Origin of the sequence: Pseudoalteromonas sp. S2721 (assembly GCF_005887425.1) — a bacterium.
In the GTDB taxonomy this organism is placed as follows: Bacteria; Pseudomonadota; Gammaproteobacteria; order Enterobacterales; family Alteromonadaceae; genus Pseudoalteromonas; species Pseudoalteromonas simplex.
Genome location: NZ_PNCZ01000004.1, coordinates 15,733 through 38,542, shown reverse-complemented (window position 1 = coordinate 38,542; position 22,810 = coordinate 15,733). Strand labels below are relative to the sequence as shown.

Annotated in this window: 20 protein-coding genes; 13 read left to right on the top strand and 7 right to left on the bottom strand. The window is 40.4% G+C overall.

All coding sequences use genetic code 11. The features are described 5' to 3' along the window. Positions 1–239: 239 nt before the first annotated feature. On the bottom strand, positions 240–749 hold the full coding sequence (locus CWC02_RS00770; protein WP_138615879.1) for a type VI secretion system amidase effector protein Tae4: 510 nt from the start codon (positions 747–749) through the stop codon (positions 240–242). A 412-nt stretch (positions 750–1,161) separates the two neighbouring features. Here CWC02_RS00770 and CWC02_RS00765 point away from each other — a divergent pair, with 412 nt between their 5' ends. Continuing rightward, positions 1,162–2,283 (top strand): sterol desaturase family protein, encoded by a 1,122-nt coding sequence (locus tag CWC02_RS00765; RefSeq protein WP_138615877.1) that lies wholly within the window; start codon positions 1,162–1,164, stop codon positions 2,281–2,283. A gap of 35 nt (positions 2,284–2,318) precedes the next feature. Here the strand turns inward: CWC02_RS00765 and CWC02_RS00760 are convergent, their stop codons facing one another. The 3 genes from CWC02_RS00760 to CWC02_RS00750 all read right to left on the bottom strand — a co-directional run bounded on the left by CWC02_RS00760 (position 2,319) and on the right by CWC02_RS00750 (position 6,177). Continuing rightward, positions 2,319–3,593 (bottom strand): protein kinase, encoded by a 1,275-nt coding sequence (locus CWC02_RS00760; protein WP_138615875.1) that lies wholly within the window; start codon positions 3,591–3,593, stop codon positions 2,319–2,321. A 53-nt stretch (positions 3,594–3,646) separates the two neighbouring features. After that, positions 3,647–4,360, bottom strand: coding sequence for a YebC/PmpR family DNA-binding transcriptional regulator (locus CWC02_RS00755; RefSeq protein ID WP_135924910.1), 714 nt, complete (start codon positions 4,358–4,360; stop codon positions 3,647–3,649). A gap of 74 nt (positions 4,361–4,434) precedes the next feature. Next, positions 4,435–6,177 (bottom strand): ABCB family ABC transporter ATP-binding protein/permease, encoded by a 1,743-nt coding sequence (locus CWC02_RS00750; protein ID WP_138616020.1) that lies wholly within the window; start codon positions 6,175–6,177, stop codon positions 4,435–4,437. 209 nt (positions 6,178–6,386) lie between these two features. Here CWC02_RS00750 and CWC02_RS00745 point away from each other — a divergent pair, with 209 nt between their 5' ends. The 9 genes from CWC02_RS00745 (at position 6,387) to CWC02_RS00705 (ending at position 15,089) form a co-directional block, all read left to right on the top strand. Then, the gene (locus tag CWC02_RS00745) at positions 6,387–7,433 is read left to right on the top strand and encodes an NAD(P)-dependent alcohol dehydrogenase (RefSeq protein ID WP_138600590.1); all 1,047 of its coding nucleotides are present in this window, start codon (positions 6,387–6,389) and stop codon (positions 7,431–7,433) included. 192 nt (positions 7,434–7,625) lie between these two features. Then, positions 7,626–8,003, top strand: coding sequence for a hypothetical protein (locus CWC02_RS00740; RefSeq protein WP_138600591.1), 378 nt, complete (start codon positions 7,626–7,628; stop codon positions 8,001–8,003). Positions 8,004–8,077: 74 nt separating this feature from the next. Then, positions 8,078–9,889 (top strand): protein translocase subunit SecD, encoded by a 1,812-nt coding sequence (secD, locus tag CWC02_RS00735; RefSeq protein ID WP_138600594.1) that lies wholly within the window; start codon positions 8,078–8,080, stop codon positions 9,887–9,889. Next, positions 9,886–10,806, top strand: a complete 921-nt coding sequence (secF, locus tag CWC02_RS00730; protein WP_138615873.1) for a protein translocase subunit SecF — start codon at positions 9,886–9,888, stop codon at positions 10,804–10,806. The genes secD and secF overlap by 4 nt, the downstream gene beginning before the upstream one ends. 76 nt (positions 10,807–10,882) lie before the next feature. After that, positions 10,883–11,359: a transcription elongation factor GreAB gene (locus CWC02_RS00725; protein WP_054551429.1), complete on the top strand. Its 477-nt coding sequence runs from the start codon at positions 10,883–10,885 to the stop codon at positions 11,357–11,359. A gap of 240 nt (positions 11,360–11,599) precedes the next feature. Beyond that, positions 11,600–12,994: a RimK family ATP-grasp domain-containing protein gene (locus tag CWC02_RS00720; protein WP_138615871.1), complete on the top strand. Its 1,395-nt coding sequence runs from the start codon at positions 11,600–11,602 to the stop codon at positions 12,992–12,994. Beyond that, the gene (locus CWC02_RS00715) at positions 12,994–14,097 is read left to right on the top strand and encodes a GNAT family N-acetyltransferase/peptidase C39 family protein (RefSeq protein ID WP_138615869.1); all 1,104 of its coding nucleotides are present in this window, start codon (positions 12,994–12,996) and stop codon (positions 14,095–14,097) included. Before CWC02_RS00720 ends, CWC02_RS00715 begins: the two co-directional genes overlap by 1 nt. A 30-nt stretch (positions 14,098–14,127) precedes the next feature. Then, on the top strand, positions 14,128–14,622 hold the full coding sequence (locus CWC02_RS00710) for an MgtC/SapB family protein (protein WP_054551426.1): 495 nt from the start codon (positions 14,128–14,130) through the stop codon (positions 14,620–14,622). A 26-nt stretch (positions 14,623–14,648) separates the two neighbouring features. Beyond that, positions 14,649–15,089, top strand: coding sequence for a GNAT family N-acetyltransferase (locus CWC02_RS00705; RefSeq protein WP_138615867.1), 441 nt, complete (start codon positions 14,649–14,651; stop codon positions 15,087–15,089). A 10-nt stretch (positions 15,090–15,099) separates the two neighbouring features. On the opposite strand, the gene CWC02_RS00700 is transcribed toward CWC02_RS00705, so the two are convergent. Beyond that, positions 15,100–16,299: a GAF domain-containing sensor histidine kinase gene (locus CWC02_RS00700; protein ID WP_138615865.1), complete on the bottom strand. Its 1,200-nt coding sequence runs from the start codon at positions 16,297–16,299 to the stop codon at positions 15,100–15,102. A gap of 117 nt (positions 16,300–16,416) precedes the next feature. Further along, positions 16,417–17,427, bottom strand: a complete 1,011-nt coding sequence (locus CWC02_RS00695; protein WP_138615863.1) for a GlxA family transcriptional regulator — start codon at positions 17,425–17,427, stop codon at positions 16,417–16,419. 128 nt (positions 17,428–17,555) lie between these two features. Between CWC02_RS00695 and CWC02_RS00690 the strand changes: the two genes are divergently transcribed. Both CWC02_RS00690 and CWC02_RS00685 read left to right on the top strand, forming a co-directional pair. Beyond that, the gene (locus CWC02_RS00690) at positions 17,556–19,454 is read left to right on the top strand and encodes a beta-ketoacyl synthase (protein WP_054551422.1); all 1,899 of its coding nucleotides are present in this window, start codon (positions 17,556–17,558) and stop codon (positions 19,452–19,454) included. A gap of 101 nt (positions 19,455–19,555) precedes the next feature. Continuing rightward, positions 19,556–20,632, top strand: a complete 1,077-nt coding sequence (locus CWC02_RS00685; protein ID WP_171043802.1) for an energy transducer TonB — start codon at positions 19,556–19,558, stop codon at positions 20,630–20,632. A gap of 4 nt (positions 20,633–20,636) precedes the next feature. Here the strand turns inward: CWC02_RS00685 and CWC02_RS00680 are convergent, their stop codons facing one another. Continuing rightward, on the bottom strand, positions 20,637–21,053 hold the full coding sequence (locus CWC02_RS00680) for an MgtC/SapB family protein (RefSeq protein ID WP_054561617.1): 417 nt from the start codon (positions 21,051–21,053) through the stop codon (positions 20,637–20,639). Positions 21,054–21,280: 227 nt separating this feature from the next. On the opposite strand from CWC02_RS00680, the gene CWC02_RS00675 reads away from it, so the two are divergent. Next, on the top strand, positions 21,281–22,774 hold the full coding sequence (locus tag CWC02_RS00675; RefSeq protein WP_249364064.1) for a BCCT family transporter: 1,494 nt from the start codon (positions 21,281–21,283) through the stop codon (positions 22,772–22,774). Positions 22,775–22,810: the final 36 nt, after the last annotated feature.

Genomic DNA, 22,810 nt, shown 5'->3' with positions numbered 1-22,810 from the left:
TGCGTTATTTTTCTGATTTTTGAGTAACTTTTTATATAGGAAAAAAACTATAACTGAAAGAAATATAAATGAAGGAAGTACATAAATAAAAAGCAAAGGAGCATTTTCTACTCTTTGTTCTTCATTCATAAATGGAATAGAGAGTTTCTTATAAGCTTCTAAAAACAACATGAAATTCGCGAATGCGCTAACTAAAATAAGACTTATATTCAAAATATATGACTTAGCCTTTGACATAGTTATTTAATCTCCCAAAACCAAATATCTTTGCTGTTGTTAAGATCTGATACTACACCAAAGAATTCATATATTGATCTTGTCAGCATACCACCACTAGTAATTTGATCTTCATTCCAAAGATCGATGTGGTCTCCACTACGGTTAGTAACAGACTCACTGCCTCGTTGCCAATAATCTTTAAAAAATATAATTCCAGTTTTACCATCTAGGTCATCTTGGAAAGTTTTTGGATTAATTTTTTGTAGATCACCTAACCAACTAAAGTTTGAAGTTTTAAGCCAACTGGCCATTTCTTCTGCTAAAAGAATATGTTTCATGCCCGCGTGTCCCCAGCATTTCTTAACTTTAGCTCCTGCAGTTGATACGCCAGATTTAATTAATGCGTCACTTAAGTTAATAGCGCAATAGTTTCCAAATGGGGAAGAGCTATTAGTTTGCTTATTTTGACATCTTGCTCTGATCAGTTCTTTTTCAGGAAAGTTTTCCCATAAATCATTAAATTGTAACATTTTATATCCTTATAATAGAGATGGTCTTGATTGTAAATATCTTCAAAGGTTTGAACAAAATCGACTAAAGTTCATTTTTTGTAATTAATTACTATCGAGTATGGTACTTCAATAATTGCTGCTAAAACTCTAAGTTAATCAGCCGAATTGTTTGGTAAATCGCAAGATAGGTTATCTTTTAAGAAAGTAGACATTTTTATTCCTTTAAAAATAATTTACTTGTGCAGGTTAGTTTGTTCCTCATTTTAAGTCAATGAGGATTCGTTTGTATTTTAGTTGGCTACTTACATTTGATTCTATCGATACTTGCTAGCAAACACTCACGCTGTTTTATAATGTCTTACTTTACAATATTTGTTCCTAAATTCTTCTGTGTTATGCTGCAAAAAATTGATAAATGGATTTTTATATCATGACACGTCTTTATCATCGGCTATTTAGAGCTGAGCAGTTTCAAGTGGGTGAGGGCAATATCAGTGGTTATATTGCTTGCTTCTTAGCGGTGTTATCCTGTTTAGGGGTATTAGCTTTTCATTTTCCAGAGTACTTAACGACCCCAGAGCTCAGGCAAAACTACAGTGTTGAGTTTTTACGTCAGCTAATGTTTGTGGCATTAATTATTTCGGGCAGTTTAGGGCTTTTGAATTTTGTTCGTAATACTAATAAACGGCTGGGTGCAACGGCTTGGGTATTTATAGTTGTGGCAATTGCATTTGGCGGTCCGAATGTTGAAGTGGGCGACTTTAAAGATAACACGCCGTACTTGGGGCTGGATTGGTTCATTCTTGACTTACTTGGCTCCACACTGATTTTTATTCTAATTGAGAAGCTGCTGCCGCACCGTAAAGAGCAAAAAATTCTCCGTACTGAGTGGCAGGGTGATTTAAATCATTTCTTTGTTAATCACTTAATTATTGGTTTTGTGTTGCTGGCAACCAATCAGTTCGTGCATCATGCATTTGGATGGGCTGTGTCTGATACAGTGCAAGGCTTTATTATTCAACTGCCATTTTTACTCCAATTATTTTTAATCATTTTAGTGGCTGATTTAATGCAGTACTTTGTGCATAGGGCTTATCACGAAGTGCCCCTGCTTTGGCGTTTTCATGCCGTGCATCACAGTGCAAAAGAGATGGATTGGCTTGCTGGCTCTCGTCAACATATTTTAGAAATACTCGTGACGCGCAGCTTAGTGCTTACGCCAATTTTTGTGCTCGGCTTTCCATCGGATGTCATTAGCCTCTATGTTATTATTGTTGGCTTTCAGGCAGTGTTTAACCACGCTAATGTTCGGGTAAAATTTGGATGGTTAAAGTACGTGCTCGTTACGCCTCAGTTTCATCATTGGCATCATTCATCTGATAAAGCGGCCATTGACCGTAACTATGCTGCGCATTTTTCATTTTTAGATTATCTATTTGGCACGGCAGTCAAAGGTCAAGCAGAGTGGCCCGATAAATATGGAGTGGTTGGCGATTACATGCCAGAAGGTATGTTAAAGCAGCAGGTGTTCCCGTTTAAAAAGCAAAAATAAAGCCTCACTGAGGCTTTATTTATAATTACCTACACTCATAATCGCGAAACTAGCTCAGAAAAGCGAGGGCGTTCGTCTAAATTGAGCGCTAAGCACTCTTGAACTACGTCAGCAAGCATAGTGGTAATGTCGTTTTGTTCAGTGACTACAGTCAGCAAATCATCGATGAAATAACCAAGGGCGCGTACTTCAATGCTTTCTAACCGCTGCTGTTGATCAGGCGTCAGCATGGATAAGTCGGTTGCTGCACCAAAGTCACCAAATAATAACTCGCCTTGTGAATTGATCATGCTGTTATGGGCATAAATGTCACCATGGCTTACTTGCTTTTGATGTAAATGGGCGAGGGTACTTGTCATTTGCTTGACGATTTTTAGCACCATTTCTGGCGCGTACTGGCAGTTGTCTTCGAAGGTATCACGGGTACAGCTTGCAAGGGAGGGTGGCAAACCAAGATTCGTGAACTCTTTACTGATAAGCTCCATCACTAAACCAAGTTGTGACTCTTCATCGACATAGCCCAATGCTTTAATGAGATTTGGATGCTCACTGGCTTTTAAACAACAATTTAGCTCATCGAGTGGATAGCCATCACTGGTGATCTCGCCTTTAAATAACTTAAGGGCAACAGGACGTTGATGCCAATTGGCCAAATGAATAACCCCAGACGCACCTTGGCCAATCTGCTTTTTAACTTCGATTTCATCCAGTGTGATTTTGCTAAACTGCTCACAGTGTAAGCTAGTTGAGCGATTTAAATCGTTACCAGAGAAGGCAAGCCAAGCAAGTTTCGGTAAAGCGAAAAGCCAATCTTCAACTTTTGTAAGCTTATTGGCACTTAAACGTATTAGCTCAAGCTCGTTACAATTAGCCATTGAAGCTGGCAAATGAGTTAACTGATTACCTGCCAGTGCGAGCTTTTTCAGCTTGCTGTACTCACCAAATGAATCAGGTAAAGCGGGGATTTGATTATCCGTTAAGATCAGCCATTCAATCTGCGTTGGCAAACAGTGTGCTTTAAATTCAGTAATTTGATTACCTTTAAATGCCACCATGATTAAGTTAGGGCATTCTCTTAGCACGTCTGGAATATGTTTAAACTGATTAAATGATAAAAACAGCCGTTTGAGATTTTTTAATTTGTAAAAATCGTCAGGTAAATCACTTAGCTGGTTATTAGATAAATCGAGGATTTCTAACGTATCGGCTAGGGTATAAATTTCTTTCGGCAATTCAGTTAGTTCTGCAACAAGCTGAAGCCGCGTACAACCTTGTAGAGAACCGGCTTTTAACTCTTCGAGGGTATTCAATGTTGATTCCTTTGGGCTAAAAGGTAAAAGGCCAACTTGGTTGGCCTTTTTAATTAAAACTGTGCGTTATGGTAAACGTTTTGTACGTCGTCACAGTCTTCTAGCATGGCTAAAAAGCGTTCCATGACTTCAACGTCTTCACCTTCAATGGGTGCTTCTACTTGCGGCACAAAAGCAATTAGATCTTCGTGGAAATCAGTAACTCCCATTTCTTCAAGTGCTGTACGGGTGTTGTTGTATTCAGTGTGTGGCGCGAATACCGTCACTTTACCGTCTTCAACTTCTACATCCGTTACATCTACATCAGCCATCATTAGCGCTTCTAAAACAGCTTCGTCATCATCACCATCAAAGACAAAAATAGCGAGGTGATCAAATAAGTGTGATACTGAGTTTTGCGCGCCAATTTTTGCATTTGCTTTAGTAAAACAAACACGTACGTCAGCGAATGTACGTTTGTTGTTGTCGGTTAAACAGTCAACAATGATCATACAGTTACCCGGGCCGTAACCTTCATAGCGAGTTGCTACATAATCTTCGCCGCCACCGCCTTTGGCTTTATCGATTGCACGCTCAATTACATGCGTAGGTACTTGGTCTTTCTTAGCACGCTCAATTAAGCGACGAAGCGCTAAGTTGCCATCGGGATCAACACCACCATTCTTAGCGCAGATATAAATTTCTTTTCCGTACTTTGAATAAACTTTGGTTTTTGCACCCGCAGTTTTTGCCATTGAGTCTTTTTTGTTTTGATAAGCTCTGCCCATCTGCGTGTTGCCTTTTTGTTATAGATAAAAATAAAGCGGTTATTCTAATCATTTAACCTACTAGTTAACAGTGTTTATTCATCGCTTTGCTGTAACTGCCACATTCGTGCGTATTCACCATTCGCTGCAAGCAGTTGATGGTGCTGACCTTGCTCAACAACCTGTCCTTGTTTCATAACAATAATTTTGTCTGCGTCAGTAATTGTTGATAAACGATGTGCAATAACCAAGCTGGTATGTCTTTGTGCGACTTCACGCATCGCGCTGAGAATGGCTTGCTCTGAATGCGAATCTAGCGCCGATGTTGCCTCATCAAATAATAAAATGGGTGAACCTTTTAAAATGGCTCTAGCAATTGCAATGCGCTGCTTTTCACCGCCCGACACTTTTAAACCGCGCTCACCAACAAGGGTTTTATCGCCTTTATCTAGGCTGGCAATAAATCCATCTAAATGGGCAAGGCTTATGGCTTTATCAATTTCATCTTCGCTTGCCGTTGGATTTCCGTAAGCGATGTTTTCGCGAATGCTGGTGTTAAATAGCACGGTATCTTGCGGTACGATGGCAATTGCTTGGCGCAAACTTTCAAGTGTCACTGTGTTGATTGCTTGCTCATCGATATAAATTTTACCCGCATCCACATCATAAAAACGGTAGAGCAGGCGGCTTAGAGTGCTTTTACCTGCGCCACTGGCACCCACAATCGCCACTTTGCTGCCAGAAGTAACCTCAAAGCTTAAGTTATTTAAAATTGGCCTTTGTTTGTCGTAACTAAACGACACATTTTCAAATCGAATAGCTGCTTTGGTTGCTTTTAATGGTTTTGCATCTTTGACATCACAAATGGCGGCTTTGCGATTTAACAGCCCGAGCATGTTTTCAAGGTCGGTCAGCGCACGGCGTATCTCACGATAAACAAAACCTAAAAAGTTAAGTGGTAAAAATAACTGGATCATATAAGCATTGATCATTACAAGCTCACCTATTGTCAGCTCTTTATTGACCACTGAGCTGGCACCGAGCCACATTAGCGCTGTAATAGCTGCGGCTATAATAAGTGCTTGCCCTGAATTAAGCGCCAGTAACGATAAACGATTTTTTAGCCTTGCTTGTTCCCATTTAGCTAAAAAGCTGTCGTAGGTGTTTGCTTCATAGTGTTCATTGTTGAAGTACTTAACGGTTTCGTAATTTAGTAAGCTGTCGATTGCACGGGTGTTTGAGTTGTTATCGGCAGCATTTGCTTCACGAATAAATCGGTTACGCCACTGAGTTACTATCACAGTAAAAGCAATGTAAGTAGTGACGGCAATTAATGTGACCAGTGCAAACCACGGTGAAAACAAGGTCGCAAAAATAATCGCTACTGTGATTATTTCAAATAGGGTTGGCACGATATTAAACATTAAAAAGCGCATTAAAAAGCTGAGGCCACTTGTACCACGCTCTATATCGCGGCTGATACCACCTGTTTGCCTATCCAGGTGAAAAGCAAGTTCTAAACTATGCAAGTGTTTAAAAACTTTTAGGCCAATATGGCGCATAGCGTGCTCTGTAACACGGCCAAATAATGCATCGCGTACTTCACCAAAAAATACACTGGCAAAGCGCAGTAAACCATAGGCGATCAGCAAGGCAATAGGAACACTTAATAGCGGGTTGATACTCGCATCAACCGCGTCAATTATTTCTTTTAGTGCCCATGGCATCAGCAATGTGGCGCCTTTTGCAGCAATAAGCGCTAAGACGGCTAAAATAACGCGGCCTTTAAAGCTCATTAAATAGGGCCAAAGTGTTTTGATGCTTTGTGATAGGTTCATTGCATCAGGTGACTTCGTCACTTGTTCTTTGCGGCTCATTCCACGCATTGGGCTCTCTTGAATCAATTTGATAAAAATAGGCAAAAGCTTTCGTGTTTTAGGCAAGTGTACTTTGCTAATTTACCTCTATACTGAGTGCAGTATACACCAGCGCATTAGCAAATTAGTTAAATGCATGAGTTAAACACGAAGAAAATTAAGGAGTAAGCATGAAAACCGTCGGTTATGCAGCACATGATTCTGAAAAACCATTAGAGCCGTATCATTTTGAACGCCGTGCACTTCGTGATGAAGATGTATCAATTGAAATTTTGTATTGTGGCGTGTGCCATTCTGACTTACACACGGCAGAAAACGACTGGGGCTGGACTCAGTACCCAGTGGTACCAGGCCATGAAATCGTTGGTCGTGTTCTTGAAGTAGGTAGCGGCGTTACTAAATACAAAGTGGGCGATAATGTTGCTGTGGGTTGTATGGTTGATAGCTGTTTAAGCTGTGACCAGTGTCATCACGGTGAAGAGCAGTTTTGTCGCGAAGGGATGGTAGGGACCTACTCAGGACAAGATCGCATTAGCGGTGAACTCACTCAAGGTGGTTATTCAAAACACATTGTGGTGCGTGAAGAGTTTGTATTGAGTGTGCCAGAAGGCTTAGACCTTGCTAAGTGTGCGCCAATTCTATGTGCGGGTATCACAACGTATTCGCCACTACGCACGTGGAATGTCGGCCCTGGTAGCCGTGTTGGTGTGATTGGTTTAGGTGGTTTAGGCCACATGGCAATTAAAATCGCAGCTGCAATGGGCGCACATGTTACGGCTATTAGCCGCAGTGATAAGAAAAAACAGCAGGTTTTATCTTATGGCGCAAAAGATTTATTGGTATCGAGCGATGAAGCTGCCATGCAAGCGCATGCTAATCAATTTGATGTGATCATTAACACTATTCCGGTAAAACACGACTTTACGCCGTATATTCCGCTTTTAGATATTGATGGTACGCAAGTATTGGTTGGTCAAGTAGGTGAGCTTGCTGAGTCTAACTCAGTGCCATTATTAATGGGGCGTCGCCGTGTTGCTGGCTCATTGATTGGCGGTATTGCTCAAACTCAAGAAATCCTCGATTTCTGTGCGTTACATAATATTCTGCCAGAAGTCGAAATGATTAAAATGGACCAAATTAATGACGCATTCGATAAGTTAAAGCAAGGTGATATGGCCTCACGCTTTGTAATCGACATGTCATCATTAGAAGTTTAACAAAGTTAAATGACTAAGCGGGCCTAATTAGGCCCGCTTTTTGTTTTAGTCATTTTATTTAAGTAATACCTTGTGTTTTATTTTTTTGCCCTCATTATATCCCAGTTATTCGCTTAAATTATTGGTCAGTTCTTGTTACGGTTTTTCTCAGTCATTATCTTGCTCTTTACTGTGTTCTTTAGTGCACAGAGCATGGCTATGCCTGACACTCAGTCACACTATGCTGCAACTAAATTGTTCCAAGTCGAGCTGACTAAAACACCAGTTATTTCCCAAACTCATACAGCTGAGCATCCTAAACCGGATGAACCATCGGGGTTTGATACCCTTATGCCGCGTTTAACTGCCAGTAATTCATCATTATTTCTTTATCATAGTCAGGTTGATCCTGATTACGAGCTATTAATTGAATTCTTTGCTGAAGATTGGGGGAAAGAGCACTTTTTAGCGCCGCCAGGTGCTGTGCGTGTGATCCCATGGTTTGCATTAGCCACTCAACGTAAATCCCGCATTAGTGGCTGGAAAGACGCTAATCTCTTGTACAAAGCCAATACGACCTACCATAGCTAAACGACTTCCTTCGTTACTTTTTATTTTTTGGAATTAAATTTTTACCGGCTGACAATGCCGGAAGGAAGTCATGTATGTCACATAAATCAAAGCCGGCGCTATGGCGTCGTCTAAAAATGAGTTATGTCGCTATGATAGCGGCGTGTATTTTATTAGCGGTTAGCGCACTACCTAACCTTTACCCTAACAAATCTTGGTTGCACATTAGCTTGCCAGATCAGACTGTGACGCTGCAAAGTGTGACAACGGCACTAAATCAACATGGTTTTGAAGTGACTGAAGCCAATGATAGCCAAGCACAACTGGCTATTTTATTAGCTGAACCGACTCAAAGTGCTAATGCGTTGAGCTTTATAAAAACGCAATACCCACAGCTAGAGGCTAAAATTGTTGAGCATGCGACAAGCCCACAATGGCTTCAGCAACTTGGGCTTTCACCGATTAAGTTGGGACTCGACTTAAATGGTGGGGTGTTATTTGTGCTTGATGTTGACCTAGATAAAGCAATGCAAGAGCACTTAAACAGTGTCTATCAACAAACTAAATTAACGCTTCGTAAAGACAAAATTCGTGGTATTCGGGCAAGTATTGTAAAAGAAGGGGTTGAGCTACAAATTTTACCAAGCGGCGAGGAGCAACTCGCAGGGCTTGTTTCAACGTTACAAGGTCAATTTAAAGGCCTGATGCAAACTAAATCAACAACGAATAACCTAACCACGGTATTACTGCATTTTAATGAGCAAAGCCAAAGCGAATTTAATAAACAAGTTATGGCGCAAAGCTTAACAACCCTGCGTGGTCGCATTGAAGAGCTTGGTATCACAGAAGCGGTAACGCAAAGACAAGGTAAGCAGCGTATTCGCATTGAGTTACCCGGTGTGCAAGACCCATCAGAAGCGAAACGTATTATTGGTGCAACTGCGACTCTCGATTTTTACCAAGTCGTCGAAGTAGGTGGTAAAGCGTTTAATGTGCAAGGTGGTGGCGTTGTTAATTTAAATCCTGTTGCGATTTTTTCAGGTGATCACATTAATAATGCCAGTGTTGGCAAAGATGAATGGGGCAAGCCTTTAGTGCAGCTTAGTTTAGATTCGCAAGGTGGCGATGCCATGTCTGCATTTTCTAAGCACAACATAGGTAAGCCTATGGCCACGGTGTATTCTGAATACTCGCGGGATGCAAATGGCGACGTTGTGAAAAAAAGCGAAGTGATCAATGTGGCAAACATTGCCCAGCATTTAAGTTCTCGTTTTAGCATTACTAATATGAAAAGCCCGCAAGCAGCCTATGATCTAGCGCTTTTACTACGCGCTGGGTCGCTCACAGCGCCAGTGACAATTGTTCAAGAACAAACCATAGGCCCAAGCTTAGGCAGTGAAAACATTGAACATGGTTTAGCAGCGTTAATGCTGGGTATCGGAATTACCCTTGCCTTTATGGCGCTTTGGTATCGTCGCTTAGGGCTGATTGCCAATATTGCTTTATTGCTTAATCTAACGGCTTTAGTTGGTTTAATGTCGTTATTACCGGGGGTTGTGCTGACCTTACCGGGTATTGCTGGGCTTGTACTGACGATAGGTATGGCAGTTGATACCAATGTGATTATCTTTGAGCGAATAAAAGAAGAGAAGCGTAAAGGCCGGCCTACTTATCAAGCGATAGAGCAAGGTTACAACCAAGCATTTTCGACCATTTTTGATGCCAATGTGACTACGATGATCACGGCAATTATTTTATATGCCATTGGTTATGGGCCGGTGAAAGGCTTTGCAATCACATTGGCGCTTGGGCTATTAACTAGTGTCTTTACTGGCGTTTATATTTCGAAAGCGCTTAGCCAAACACTCTACATTAAACTAACTAATTTAACGGGGGCTAAAGCATGAGTTGGTCAACATTAACTGCAGCTAGTAAAGCGCGCGTTTTAGGATTATTGCTTAGTTGTGTTTTAGTCATTACGAGCTTAACTGTTTTATCTGTAAAAGGGCTAAACTTTGGTCTTGATTTTACAGGTGGCTACATCACGGAAATTAACACAGCGTCAGTCACAACAATTACAGATTTAAAGGCAAAGTTAAGCCCTGAGGTTGCGAGTAAATTAACTATAAGTAAAGCGGGTGAATATCACTTTGTTTTAAGAGAAGCACCAGAGGTTAGTAAAGCCAGTACTTGGCAAGCAGAGCTGAATGAGCAAGGGGTAGACTATACCGTTTTATCTAGCTCATTTTTAGGCTCACAAGTGGGTGATGAGCTTTTTGAACAAGGTTGTTTAGCTTTATTTGCAGCGCTGATTGCAATTATGGTTTATCTTGCTGTGCGCTTTGAATGGCGACTCGCGGTAGGTTCAGTGGTTGCACTGTTACATGATTTAATCTTAGTGCTTGGTTTATTTTCCTTACTTGGGCTTGAGTTTAATTTAACCGTGCTGGCGAGTTTACTGGCTATTATTGGTTATTCATTGAATGACTCAATTATTGTTGGCGACAGAGTTAGAGAGCTTTTACGTATTCAGCCAGACAATCAACGCATAAATACCCATGTTGTGATTAACGATGCAATTGGTTCTACCTTAACACGTACATTGATCACCTCAGGCACAACACTTGCGACCATTGCTTGTATTTGGCTGCTTGCAGGGGCTGCATTAACGGGTTTTGCTATCGCGTTATTTGTGGGTATTGTTGTAGGGACCTTCTCATCGATTTGTATCGCCGCGACCTTGCCGCAGTTATTGGGGTTAAGTTCAGAAAATTACACCCAAACACTGGATGATAAAACTAAAGCCTATATGGAGTTGCCGTAAGCCAGTTTTATAACTTACTTTCATCAGCCGCTATTTTTCCATAGAATAGCGGCTTTTCTGTTTTAGCTACTTTGATATGAATAAAACACACGTAATTGAACATTTACGCTTTGCGCTAGAGGCACAACTGCAAAACGCCAAAGCAGCGGCAAAAGCGGCCCATGATGCAGCAACTCACGAAGAAAGTGTTGCTGAAACTCAATACGATACCTTGGGTTTAGAAGCCGCTTATTTAGCCCAAGGGCAAGCTGAGCGAGTTAATGAATGCTACCGTGATATTCAGGCATTCAATGCGGTGTTTAAAGAAAGCGAGTTTAATAAGGTTCGTGAAGGTGCATTAGTGTGTCTTATCGATGAGCAAGATAACGCAAAGTGGTTTTTTATGGGCCCAAGTGCAGGTGGCTTAGTGGTTACCGTAAAAGAGCAGCCTATTTATGTTGTAACCCGAGAAGCGCCGTTAGGTAAGCAATTGATTGGAAAGAGCCTTGATGATGAAGTTGAACTCTCAATAGCTGGCAATAAACAACTGTACAGCATAGATCAGTTAATTTAATTATTGGTATTTTTAATCAGTAAATTTCATCTTCAAGTAAAAAATATCTCGTTGGTCACAAAGCAAAAAAACCTCTATAAATCACATCAAGCTTAAGGCTTATACCAATACGCTTAATTACCAATTATTGTGTTTTGGTATTTCAAGCACCCATCTAGTTAAGTGAAGTTTAGCCTCATGCGTTCACTTAATTGGTTGGGTGTTTTCATTTTTCTCATAAGACTTAATTTAGGAAAAGTCGTGTTTAAAACCTTGATAGTGGTTGATAACAATGAGCAACGTTTTGCTCAAAATTTCGAAAATGTCATTACCTTTGACACCTACTTACGTGATTATCCAAAACATAATGAGCCAAAAACGCGCATTTTAAACTTGTGTGATACAGGGCAGTATTTAAGTAAAGGTTATTATTGTTCTTTGCTTGCTGAAGCGAGAAAGCATCAGGTATTACCGAGTGTAAAAACAATTAATGCGCTACGTAGCGATGAGCACAGCTCGCGTCATAAAGAACTTGCTGGTGGCACTGTATTTTTTGGCCATACAGATCAAGAGCAGCATAGTAAAGCAACCAAAGCACTATTCTCACAATATCCCGCACCTATTTTAGTGTGTGATGAGCAAGGAGTTGTTAAGCAAGGCACGATTGCATCATTAGATGACACAGCCTTTACAGAATTTGTAAAACAGCTCAGTAGTTTTACAGAGTCAGTATGGCGTATTCACGATAAAAAACGTCGTTACCGTTGGGATATGGCTATTTTGGTTGATCACCAAGAAAAAGTGCCGCCAAGTGATAAAGATGCCATTGCTAAATTCATCAAAGCAGCCGCTAAACATGGTATTTATGCTCAAGCACTGACATTTGATGAAATAACCAATATTGCACAATTTGATGCGTTATTTATTCGTCAAACAACGGCTATCGACCATCCAACTTATCGCTTAGCAAGTAAAGCACAAAGCTTAGGGTTAGTGGTCATTGATGATGCTGAGTCAATACTACGCTGTTGTAATAAAGTGTTTTTGCACGATGCCTTTAATTATCAAAAAGTGCCGAGTTTAAAAACGCATGTTGTTGCTGATACAAGTGAAGAGACAATTGACAATTTAGAAGCAAACTTTAGCTATCCGCTGGTATTAAAAATGCCAGAAGGCTCTTTTTCGAAAGGCGTATTTAAAGTCGCTAATCGTGATGAGTTAGTTGCTAAGTTAACAGAGCTGTTTGAGTTCAGTGCACTTGTGCTTGCGCAAGAGTACATGTATACCGAATACGACTGGCGTGTCGGGGTGTTAAATGGTCGTGCAATTTATGCATGTCGTTATTTAATGGCGCGTAATCACTGGCAAATTTACAACCATGATGCAAAACGATTCTTCTCAGGTGGTTTTGAAACCTTGCCTACCTTTGAGCTACCTAAAGTGGTCCTCGATGCAGCATTAAAAGCCTGTAAAACGGTGGGTAAAGGTTTGTATGGTGTTGATGTTAAAGAGCATCAAGGTAAAGCATACGTGTTAGAAGTGAATGACAACCCAAGTATCGACCATAAAGTCGAAGATGCCTATTTAGGTGATGAGCTTTATATGATCATTATGGATGAATTTAAACAACGCCTAGAAGCAAGAGGCCGCGGTTAATGAACGCATCTGTTTGTCAAATCCGCTTTGCACAGGCCACGGATTTGATGGCTCTTGTTGCCATTGAAGAGCAAAGCTTTAGCCTAGATAGATTAAGTAGCCGTAGTTTAAAACGCTGGATCAGCGCAACTCACGGTTTACTGATGGTGGCCGAGGTAGATAATCAACTAGTTGGATATGGCTTAGTGTGGTGTCACAAAGGGACACGCCTTGCTCGGTTATATTCACTGGCGGTTTTGCAATCTCAGCAAGGTAAAGGTATTGCTGCGCAGTTACTGCTTGCGCTTGAAAGTGAAACGGCTAAACGGGGCCGTTTATACATGCGCTTAGAAGTTGCGGTAAACAACCAATCAGCAATTCGTTTATATGAAAAACTGGGCTACCAAGTTTTTGGTCATTACAGTGATTACTATGATGACCACAGTGACGCCCATCGAATGCAAAAAAACATTCGTCGTAATATCGAATTTAATGCCGATAAACACACACCTTGGTACCAGCAAACTACCGAATTTACCTGTGGCCCAGCGGCGTTATTAATGGCAATGTCATCCTTGAATGATACCGCAATGAGCCAACACAAAGAGCTGGATATATGGCGTGAAGCCACGACTATCTTCATGACTTCAGGGCATGGCGGTTGTCATCCTCTAGGGTTAGCACTTGCTGCAATGAAACGTGGTTTTAAAGCTGATGTAGTTTTAAATACCCGTGATACCTTGTTTATTGATGGTGTCAGAAGCGAAAAGAAAAAAGCCATTTTGCATACCGTACACAATCAATTTGTAGCCGAAGCAATAGCTGCAAAGCTGCCAGTGAGGTATCAAGAGTTAACTTTGGCCTCCATTGAAGATTGGCTTGCTGAGGGTAAAGCGGTGGTGTTATTGATCAGCACTTATCGATTTGATGGTAAAAAGTCACCGCATTGGGTGTGTGTAACCCATATTGATGAGCATTGCTTGTACGTGCATGACCCGTTTTGTGAGAACGAAAAGCAATTGGCGATTGATTGTCAGCATGTGCCAATAGCTAAAGCCGATTTTACTAAAATGGCGAGTTTTGGTTCATCGCGTCTCAGTACTGCGATGGCCTTTTATTTATAATTTTGATTGTTAGTTTGATTTGGAAGTGCAGTGACACTAAGTAGTTTATTTGATATTGCTCCTTATTCTTGGTCAGCAATAGGTAGCGCCGCATTTTGCGGCGCAATTATTGGTATGGAGCGTCAATTACGCGGCAAACCTGTGGGCATTCGTACTTCAGCGCTCATTGTGTTGGGTACTTATTTGTTTCTATCAACAGCGTTTATGTTACATGGTGAAGATATTGATCATTCACGTGTAGTTGGCCAGATCATTACTGGTATCGGCTTTTTGGGTGCCGGGGTGATGCTTGCAAAAGATGGTGCGGTTGTTGGTGTAACATCCGCTGCAACGATTTGGGTATTAGCATCAATTGGTGTTGTCATTGCCACTGACAACTTACTCGCTGCGATAAAGCTATCAGTGCTAGTGGTGGGGATTTTATATGGCGTAGATGTTCTTGAAGCTAAATTTAAGAGCCTAGGTCGTGGTGTGCATGCCCGTGTAAAACGCTACTCAAAGTTGTATTATCGAAAAGAAAAGTGACATTAGATATCAGATTAGAGTTATTCATGGAGCCTCTTTACGTAATAAACCCAGCTAGATTAGAAGATTTGTTGTTTATAGATAGTCAAATACCAGAGTTTGATGGCCGAAATACCCTCAGTAAATTACAAGCACAGTGTGCAGATGTTGACCACCTAGCTTTAGTTGCTTATATCGATAATGAGCCTGTGGCCTACAAACTGGGTTATGCGTTAGATTCAAACACTTTCTATAGCTGGCTTGGTGCGGTTGCACCAAAATGTAGAGGGCAGGGCATTGCACAGGCTTTATTAAACGCGCAAGAAGCATGGGTTAAAGCCAACAATTACCGAACCATTAAGGTTAAGTCGATGAACCGTTTTCCTGCAATGCTGAGTCTGCTTATCAAAAATGGCTATTCAATTGTAGGTTATGAAGACAGAGGCAGCCTACAAACTAGTAAGATTTTATTTACGAAAGACATTTAAACTTATCAACTTACTTAGGCAAACTAATTAAAAAATGGGCGCCTGCATCACTTTCTTGTACACAAATATCGCCTTGCAGTTGTTGGCTAACTATTTTCTTCGCAATACTCAGGCCTAGCCCTATACCTGATTGATTGCTGCTACCTTTAAAAAAAGGGGTGAAAATTGAGCTTAGTTCATTGCTGCTGATACCGTTGCCGTTATCTTTATAGTGAATTTTTAACACCTCATCAAAATTAAAAATATTAATTTCTATAGCAGGGTCTGCAATATTGTTGAACGCATGCTCCATTGAGTTTTGTAGCAAAATAATGAGTACTTGCTTGAGTAGCTCTATTTCAACTTCAAATTGGCTATGTGGGTTTTGATAATTAATGTCTAATTTAATTGCACGATATTTTATTTGCTCTTTTAAGTGTTCTTGAAGTGATTCTGAAAGCTGAGCTAAGGTAATGACAGTTTTACTAGATTGTGATTTGGTATACAGCAAATCTTGTAAAATTCGTATTTTATGTGCACATGCGGTTAAATTTCTATCTAGCAGTTCATTAGTGTTCTCTAATGTATCTAATGTGTTTTGTAGTGCTTGTTGGCTTAATTGTTTTTTTACTAGTAGGGATTTAGTGTCATTTAAGGCAAGTTTGGTTACATCAACGGTTGTAATACAGTTACCTAAAGGAGTATTAATCTCATGAGCAATGCCTCGAATTAAAGTCGCGAGCTCAGTAAACTGTTGCTGCTCAAACGCTTGTTTTTGCTGATGTAATAATTTTAGTTGCGTCTCGAAGCTTTGTTTAATGGTTTCGAGTAGCTTTATTATTGGCTCATTATATTCATGGGGTTTACTATCAAGGATACAAATAGTACCAAATGGGGTAGTATCTCCAGCACAGATTGGTAAACCCAAATAAGAAATCATATTCAACTTGATATCAGGGTTTTCTTTCCAATCATCATCAATAAGTGCGTTTGGAATATTCAGTAAGTTCTGCGTTTTTACGACATGCTCGCAATAGAGGCCTGAATTTTCTAACTCTTCGCTGTCACCAATTTCATAAGGATTTGCTTGGTTATCGTTTTTTGAAAACACACTAATAATATTGTTTTCTATTTTCATTACTAATGCGACGGGCACTTCAGCAATCAGGGCTAAAACAGCGAGCGTTTTATTCCAACTTTGTACTAACTCATCATAATTTGGCTGATACATTTATCAAATTTACTCAATTACTAATACAACAAGTCAAAGGATAGTAATAATCTTGAATTCAGCAACTTAAATATGATTAATCTGACTTAGCCTGAAATATATTTAGATACTTTAGTTTTAGCCAAATAGTTTTCGTCTAACAACTGTGCGATATTCACTGGGTGTTTGCGAAAGCACTTTCTTAAAAACTCGTGTTAAGTGACCTTGGTCGTTATAACCTACTTCCAGGGCAACTTCTTGAATAGATAAATTTGAAGACGCTAATAACTCTTTTGCAGTTTGTACTCTAAGCTGTTGCCAATACTCAACAGGAGTTTGGCTGGTGGCTTGACGAAATCGGCGCGTAAAGGTGCGGTAGCTTAAACTAAATTGCGCTGCAATTTCTTGCAGGGTTAATTCTGAGGTTAAATTGTTTTTCAGCCAAAATTGAATTTGTGCAATGAGCTCATCTGGGTGTTTATCAACGGCACCTTCAAGGTAGCGCTGATCTTCGTAAGGTTTACGAATTTCATGGGAGAAATTACGCTCAACATGTTGCGCCGCTTCTCGGCCGTAATATTGACTAATAATATGCACAATAACATCGGCAAGGGCATTTAAACTCGCAACGGTGTACATGCGCTCAGATTGTGTAATGAAAAAGTCAGGCTTAAGCTGTACTTTAGGGTAGTCACGTTTAAATTGTTCTGCGTAGTGCCAGTGAGTGGTAGCAGGGTGGCCATCTAGTAATCCCGCTTCGGCAACTAAACAATTACCTGTGCCAACACCAATGATATGGCTGCCTTGCTGCCAAGAATCACCAAGCCAGTTCACCAAACTCTTTTGTTTGCTTACTACTGGACGCGGGTTTCGCCAAATCCCAGGAACGATAATTAAGTCACTTACAGGCGCTGTGACGGTTTCACAATCGGGCATAATTGAAAGCCCAGTACGATTGGGGATCGCTTCTAGACTACTTGCAACTAAATTGATGTTTAAGGGTTTAAATTCGTTTTGCTGACGATGGCTTTTAGCAAAGGCCTCACCAGCTCTGAGCATTTCGATAGGCAGGGTTAAACTGGTTATTAATAAATGAGGATAAACCAAAATACTAATTTCAATGGCTTTTACTTGTTGAAGTTTCGTCACTCAAATTGCTCCGACCAGTTATTTTTGGCCTGTTATGCAGGTTATTTGGCTATTTAAGCATAAAGCGTGTTAATTAATCCATTTAAACTTGGCTTAATTCTCATAACACGTTTTCTCAAGGTTTTTTTATGACAGCATTACCCGTTATTGTCGGTATGGGTGGTATTAATGCCGCTGGCCGCACTTCTTTTCATCAAGGTTATCGTCGTATCGTGTTAGACAGCTTGGACGCTAAAGCCCGTCAGGAGACATTCTTAGGCTTAGCGACATTAATGAACTTAGTCACCCTTACTGAAGGTTTACTAAAAGATGCTGACGGCAATACCATTGCCGAATCAGACATCGAAGCTAAGTTCGGTGAACAAATTTTAGCTGGTACACTTATTCGTAAAATTGAAAAAAATCACTTCGATGTTGATGCAACGCCATGGCAGCAAAAAATGACGTTAACAGCGTCTGATGAACAGCAGATTGTTTTTGAAACGCGCCGCCGTGATTTACCAACTCCAGTACCAAGTGCTTGGCAGGTTGAAGAATTAACTGATAAAAAAGTGAAAGTTACAATTAGTGCTGATCTTGCTATTAAACATGACAGTACGCGCGATAACCCAATTAAAGCGGCCGGTCAATTACCAACAGGTTTTGAACCTTCGGCTATGTATAACAGCCGTTATCAACCAAGAGGCTTGCAAGCGACTATCTTTGCCGCAACTGATGCGATTCGTTCGACAGGTCTGGCGTGGCAGCAGGTAATGAATAGCGTTGAGCCTGATCAAATTGGCACTTACTCAGCTTCTGTGGCTGGTCAAGTTGATGATGAAGGATTTGGTGGACTTATTCGTGCGCGTCAGCAGGGCGACCGTGTGAGTACAAAACAGCTTGCACTTGGCTTAAACACCATGTCGACTGACTTTATCAATGCTTATGTAACAGGCAATGTGGGAACAACCTTTACTACATCAGGTGCTTGTGCAACGTTTTTATATAACCTACGTGCAGCAGTAAACGATATTCAAGCAGGACGTACGCGTGTAGCTATTGTGGCGTCTGTTGAGTGTGCTATTACACCTGAAATCGTTGAAGGTTTTGGCAATATGAGCGCACTTGCTAATGAAGAGGGCCTAAAGCGCCTTGATAATACAGATGTGGTTGATCATCGCCGTACCAGCCGTCCATTTGGTGAAAACTGTGGTTTTACAATTGGTGAAGGCGCACAAGTTGCTATATTAATGGATGATGCATTGGCATTAGAGTTAGGTGCAGATGTGTTAGGCAGTGTTGCAGATGTGTTTGTAAATGCCGATGGCATTAAAAAATCAATTACAGCTCCGGGCCCTGGTAACTACATTACGATGGCCAAATCTGTTGCACTAGCAAGCAGTATTGTTGGCCAAGAAGCAGTACAAAAGCGTAGTTTCATTTTAGCTCACGGCTCAAGTACACCACAAAACCGCGTAACAGAATCACTGATCTATCATAAAGTGGCAGAGACTTTTGCAATTGATAATTGGAAGGTTGCAGCACCTAAAGCGTATGTTGGCCATACTATAGCTCCTGCCAGTGGTGACCAATTAGCTATGGCATTAGGTGTGTTTAGTCACAATATTATGCCGGGTATAACCACAATTGATAAAGTGGCAGATGATGTTTATAGCGAGCATTTAGATATTCGCACTGAACATTATCAATGTGATGCAATGGATATTGCCTTCATTAACTCAAAAGGCTTTGGTGGCAATAACGCTACTGCGACAGTTTTATCACCGGCAATTACATTAAAAATGCTCGCAAGGCGTCACGGTGATGCGGTAATAGCGCAATATCATGACCGTCATACTCAGGTAGTCCAAGCACAAACTGACTATCAGCAACAGGCAGATTTAGGTCAATATGAGCTAATTTATCGTTTTGGTGATGGCTTAATTGATGAAAATGACATTGAGATTAGTGAAGATTCAATGACAATCCCAGGTTTTGATAAAAAAGTTTTATTATCTAAACCAAATCCTTATCAGGATATGTTTTAAGTTCAAGACATGTTTAAGCACATTCTTGACAGCAAGGCGCTTTTAAAGCGCCTTTTTTAGTGCTATAAATGTTCCTATCAAAGGGAATTGGAGCCATTGTCATGATTAAATTCACTAAACTCGCAGCACTTTGTTCACTTATCGCATTACCAACACAAGCTTTAGCACGAGATGTCAACGACTTAGGTGTTGATGTTCAAGCTGCTACCTCTGCCTATATTGTTAAAAATTCAAACAAACGTTACCCAGGTAGTTATAACGGCTCTCGCCTTGAAGGTTGGGCATTAATGTCTTATGTGGTTGATACACATGGTAAGGCAAAAGATATTGAAGTGATCATGGCATCTGATACTCGCGGCAGCGAAGAAAACGCAGAGAAATACTTAACCAACTTAGAGTTTGCACCCGCTACAAAAGAAGGTAAAACCGTAGAAGGGGGTTACCTATTTTCATTTGAAGTAGGTAAGTATTTTAATGGTTACTCAAATGATAAAGCGAGCCGTGGTTTCATTAATGAATACGATGAAATCAATAAAATGCTACAAGCAAAAGAGTTTAATAAAGCTGAGCAAGCATTGGCTGAGTTATACAAAGACCATACTAAAAACACCTCTGAGCAGGCATTGTTTGCTTGGTTGAAAAGCCAATATTATTATCATCAACAACAATGGTTTGGCTTTGATGAGCAGTTGTCTGTAGCCTATTTACTGCGAGCTAAGTTGCCAACGGATATACAATATTTAGTCGCTAAAAGTGCGCTACAATGGTACAGCTTCAAGGGCGATTTTAATCTTGCTTACAATGCTATTTATGCGTTAGATAATATCGAGGGTAAACAGTTTTCAGAAGAAAACAAACTTGCCACCATCAAGCAAATTGATGACCTATTGGCGCGCACACCGCAGATTAATTCACAAATTAATGTTTCAAAAGATAAGCTGTCATATTTATCTTTATCTCGCGGTTCAATCAAAATTGAAGGCGCGAGCGATGTTTCTAAATTACAGATCCGCTGTGCTGATCAAGTCATTGACCTTGAAGCGAGTGAATCAGTTAACTACGTTATTGATGAGCGAAGCAGACGTTGCGGTTTATTAGTTAAATCTGCAAATCCTGCTGAGATTAAAGTGAAACAAACTGGCTATGCCATCGTTAACTCAAAATATGACGCTAGCTAATCGTTTACTTTAAGCGCTTAACATACCTTAGCGTTACGAAATTAATCAACGCCATTAAAAAAGCGATTTCGTAGCGACTAAATGCCACAGCAATGCCGATGAGTCCCATGTTCCAAATACTGGCTGCTGTGGCTGTTCCATACGTTGAATTCTTATTCTTCAAAATGGCACCACCGCCAATAAAACCAATACCCGTGATGATCCCTTCGAGTACTTTTGATTCTGCCTCTGAACTTGTTAAAACAGACATACCCACTAATGCATAACCACAAGATGCAACAGCGACTAATGGAAATGTTCTAAGACCTGCACCATTACTGGTTTTTTCTCGGTCAAATGCCATAGGAAGGGCAAGTAAGTAGGCAATGCCTAGGTGAATTAAATTATCGAGAATTTCATACCAATCAATATTAAAGTCCATGCTTTGTTCCTTGCTATCTAGATTATGATAGCTTTGCAATTTCAATACCCGATCAACAAATTGAATAAAATGATGAAACTAGGGACATGTAGCCGGGTTTTTAAAAGCATGCCTTGCTATAATTTGCGATTTTTACGCAGTGCTATGTCATTTTTTCAGCCTTTTGGCTGTTTGAATTTAAGTCATGCTAACAGTATGCTAAACACGCTGACAAAATAGGCTTCACATTGAAACATTCCATCTCCTCTCTTGAAAAAACCGCGCTTGCACTGTGTATGTTTGGTGCACTGATTGCTGTGATTTTGCCTGATGTTATCACTGAGCAAGTTCAGCCGTTTGTACAAATGATTTTAAAATGGATTGGTAGTAGCTTTTTCTTATTGGTGAATTTTTTATTGTTTGCCATCATTATTTTAGCCATTAGCCCACTCGGTAGCCGTAAAGTAGGTGGCGAACACGCTGTTGTTGAGTATTCAAACTTTGGTTGGTTTGCCATGTTGTTTGCAGCAGGAATGGGATCTGGTTTGGTTTTTTGGGGCGTAGCAGAGCCTGCATTACATTCTCTCGACCCTCCACTTAAACAAAGCTTATACCCAGATAGACTAGCTAGTAGCCTCGCTTTAACCTTGGTTAATTGGGGCGCCCATGCTTGGGCACTTTATGCAGTATTTGCGCTCGTGCTTGGGGGATTAACGCAATACAGTGGTAAATCAGGAGATATTTGTGCCCCTGTTTTAACGGCGCTTGGTAATCAGATAGATAAGTCTGCAAAATTTACTGTGTCGTTTATTGTTAAGTTAATTGCGGTAATCGCTATTTTTTTTGGGGTCGTCGGCACCATAGCTAATTCGACTTTACTGATCAGTAAAGGTGTTGAGATAGAGTTAGGTGTTACTTCAACTTTATTAGTAGGTTCATTAATCGTTTGTTTGTTAGCCGTTATTTATTCGCTGTCGGTTAAATTTGGATTACGTCGCGGTGTACAGTCACTGAGTATATTTAACGTATTCCTAGCATTTAGTCTGCTTGTTTGGTTGCTAATAGTGGTGCCAATTGAGCCTATTATAAAGATTGCATTTGATGGAACTGGCTACTATTTACAGTTGCTTGCAACCGGCACTTGGCAATTTGATAGCCAGTTAAAAACGCCTGACTGGGCCACTCATTGGACATATAATTATTACTTTTGGTGGTTAGCCTGGGGGCCATTTGTTGGTGTGTTCCTAGCCAAAATTAGTCAGGGGCGCAAGGTTTGGCAATTTATTTTGGCGGTTGTGTGTATTCCAACTTTAGTCACTATAATTTGGTTTGCGACCTTTTCGGGGGCAGCAATTGAATGGGATAGACTCAATCAAGCAGGTATTTTAGTCGCAATAAAACAGGATTATAGCCTAGGCTTATTTGTATTTTTTAATCAACTAGACTGGCAAGGAACCGTGTTTATTTGGGCCAGCTTATTATTACTGTTGATATTTGTTGCCACATCCGCTGACTCTGCAATATTAGTCATAAGAGAACTGGTTAGCTCTGAGCAAAATAACCGCGTAACCCTCTATGCATGGTGTTTAGCATTATTCCTATGCAGCTTTGCATTATTAATGTTACAAGATGAGCCGTTAAATCGTAGCGTTGCAATTTTAGGCGCTTTACCTTTCTTATTAATATTCCTATTGCAGTTGGTTGGGTTTTTAAAAGAGTTTATTCGCGATATTTGTGATTAAAACTTATTTGTGCAGAGATAAAATCTCTACACAAAT